Below are 2,808 nucleotides of genomic sequence, written 5' to 3' on the forward strand. Positions count from 1 at the left end.
GGCTTCGGAGCAGCCGGACCCGGACGGGCCGCCTGCGCCGGGGACGGCGCGGCGGGCCTGGGGGCCGCCTTGCGGGGCGCGCCGGGCTTCGCGGCGGACTTGCCGTTGCCCCCGCCCTGCTGGAAGGCGTCTGTCAGCTTGCGTACTACGGGCGCTTCGATGGTCGAAGACGCCGAACGGACGAATTCACCGAGTTCCTGGAGCTTGGCCATGACGACCTTGCTCTCCACGCCGAACTCCTTGGCGAGTTCGTAGACCCGGACCTTAGCCACTTCGCTCCTTTGAGGTCCGGGTTGCGTCCGGACCGTCGCTAGTTCATGGGCGTACTCATCGCGTACTCATCGAGTGCTCATCGCAATCTCGACCTGCTTTCGACTCGCGAGGTACCAGACCGCACGGGGACTTCCGTGCGGCATGTTCGTGCGTGTTGCCTGTCCAGCCGGCGAAGAGCCGCTGCTCAGCAACCTTGTGCCTGCTCGACGTAGAGGCGCAACGCCTTTACGTCGAGCGGTCCCGGGACGCGGAGCGCCCGTGGGAACGCCCTGCGGCGCACCGCCTGGTCGAGACAGACCGGGACGGGATGCACATACGCACCCCGGCCGGGCAGCGTACCGCGAGGATCGGGGACGCACGCGTCCTCGATCACCACGATGCGCAGCAGTTCGCTCTTGACCGCTCGCTCCCGGCACCCCACGCAGGTGCGCTCGGGGCATACGCCAGCACGTGTCCGGCCAGACACTCCTCAGTCTACCTCCCCGCGCCGACCTCACCCCTTTGGGGCAAGAATCGAACACTTGCCGCGCGCAAAGCTGTCGTGATCTCAGCGCCCTGCGGCTTGGATCTATTCCCCGGTTCGTTCCCCGGGCTGTTCCGTGTCCGGCCGGATGTCGATCCGCCAGCCGGTCAGCCGGGCGGCGAGGCGGGCGTTCTGCCCCTCCTTGCCGATCGCCAGGGACAGCTGGTAGTCCGGCACGATGACCCGGGCGGACCGGGCGGCCATGTCGACGATCTCCACCTTGGAGACCCGGGCAGGCGACAGCGCGTTCGCCACCATCTCGGCCGGGTCGTCGGACCAGTCGACGATGTCGATCTTCTCGCCGTTCAGCTCGCCCATGACGTTGCGCACCCGGCCGCCCATGGGGCCGATGCAGGCGCCCTTGGCGTTCAGGCCCGAGCGGGTGGAACGTACGGCGATCTTGGTGCGGTGGCCGGCCTCGCGGGCGATCGCGGAGATCTCGACGGACCCGTCGGCGATCTCCGGCACCTCCAGGGCGAAGAGCTTCTTCACCAGGTTGGGGTGCGTGCGCGACAGGGTGACGGACGGGCCGCGCACCCCCTTGGCCACCCGGACGACGTAGCTGCGCAGCCGCATGCCGTGCGGGTAGGTCTCGCCGGGCACCTGCTCCTGCACCGGCAGGATGGCCTCCAGCTTGCCGATGTCGACCAGTACGTTCTTCGGATCGCGGCCCTGCTGGACCACTCCGGTGACGATGTCGCCCTCGCGGCCGGCGTACTCGCCGAGCGTCGCGTCGTCCTCGGCGTCGCGCAGGCGCTGCAGGATGACCTGCTTGGCCGTGGTGGCGGCGATACGACCGAAGCCGGACGGGGTGTCGTCGAACTCGCGGGCCTCCTGGCCCTCCTCGAGGTCCTCGGGGTCCTCCTTCGCCCACACGGTCACATGTCCGGTCTCCCGGTTGAGCTCCACGCGCGCGTGCCGGCGGCTTCCCTCGGTGCGGTGATAGGCGATGAGGAGGGCCGATTCGATCGCTTCGACCAGCAGGCCGAGGGAGATCTCCTTCTCCCTCACCAAGAGCCGAAGTGCACTCATGTCGATGTCCACGATTACGCCTCCTCTTCCTTCTCGTTGTCCTTGCGGTTGAACTCGACCTGGACGCGCGCCCTGGTGATGTCGTCGAAGGCGAGTCTGCGCGCGGTGGCCTTGCGGCCCTTCACCCCGGGCACCTCGAGGTCGAGACCCTCGTCGTCGGCCTCGATGATCCTGGCGACCAGTTCGCCGCCCTCGGCGAGCTGGAACCGGACCAGGCGGCCGGTGGCGCGCGTGTAGTGCCGGTGTTCGGTGAGGAGGCGTTCCGCGCCCGGGGTGCCGACCTCGAGGGTGTACTCCGCGCTGCCCATCGCGTCCGTCTCGTCGAGCTTCGCCGAGAGCGCGCGGCTCACATCGGCGATCCGGTCGAGGTCCGCTCCGGTGTCGGAGTCGACGACGACACGCAGCACACGCTTGCGGCCGACCGCGTCCACGGCGATCTCTTCGAGATCCAGGCCCTGGGAGCTGACGAGCGGTTCCAGAAGTTCTCGAAGCCTCTCGCTCTGGGTGGTGCTCATCCGGGTGACTCCTCGGCCGCGTGTGCTGTTGTGGGACGGTGCGCGTGTCTGGTCAAAGGGTATCCGGTCGCGGAGGGTGTTGCTGTCCACCCGGTCACGGAGGGTGCCGCTGGGCGCCTCCGCGCGGGCGCACGGGTACGGTGATCACGGGCCCCGGCCCGCCCTTTTCCGTCGCCACGTTCGTACGAGCTTCCGAGGACGTCTGCCGTGTCGTTCCCCCTGTCTCCGCGCGCCCGTTCGGGGCCGCGCAGAAGGAGTCTGCTCGCCGTCGCCCCGGCGGCCCTGCTGGTGGCGGGCTGCTCCGCCGGGTCCGAGGACCCCGGTGCCTCCGGCGGCAGCCGTCCCTCGGCCGCCGACCGGGCACGCGCGCGTGCGGCCCGGGACAGCAGGGAGCTGGCCGAGCGGTACGACGCGGTCGTGGCCGCGCATCCGAAGCTGGCGGAGCGGCTGCGTCCGCTGCGCGCG

Annotated in this window: 4 protein-coding genes and 1 pseudogene; 1 reads left to right on the top strand and 4 read right to left on the bottom strand. The window is 69.9% G+C overall.

Annotation, left to right across the window (positions count from 1 at the left end):
- The 4 genes from B7767_RS26745 to rimP form a co-directional block, all read right to left on the bottom strand.
- A partial coding sequence (locus B7767_RS26745; protein WP_143652649.1) for a translation initiation factor IF-2 N-terminal domain-containing protein occupies positions 1-272 on the bottom strand: 272 nt, incomplete at its 3' end.
- A gap of 185 nt (positions 273-457) precedes the next feature.
- Positions 458-739 (bottom strand): YlxR family protein, encoded by a 282-nt coding sequence (locus B7767_RS26750; RefSeq protein WP_073936961.1) that lies wholly within the window; start codon positions 737-739, stop codon positions 458-460.
- Between the two features lie 102 nt (positions 740-841).
- Positions 842-1,840, bottom strand: coding sequence for a transcription termination factor NusA (gene nusA, locus B7767_RS26755; RefSeq protein WP_085574428.1), 999 nt, complete (start codon positions 1,838-1,840; stop codon positions 842-844).
- Positions 1,841-1,842: 2 nt separating this feature from the next.
- Positions 1,843-2,343: a ribosome maturation factor RimP gene (gene rimP / locus B7767_RS26760; RefSeq protein ID WP_073936963.1), complete on the bottom strand. Its 501-nt coding sequence runs from the start codon at positions 2,341-2,343 to the stop codon at positions 1,843-1,845.
- A 207-nt stretch (positions 2,344-2,550) separates the two neighbouring features.
- Between rimP and B7767_RS26765 the strand changes: the two are divergent.
- Positions 2,551-2,808, top strand: a pseudogene (locus B7767_RS26765) (hypothetical protein); the annotation flags it as partial.

It is taken from the genome of Streptomyces sp. 13-12-16, from assembly GCF_002114215.1.
Classification (GTDB): domain Bacteria; phylum Actinomycetota; class Actinomycetes; order Streptomycetales; family Streptomycetaceae; genus Streptomyces.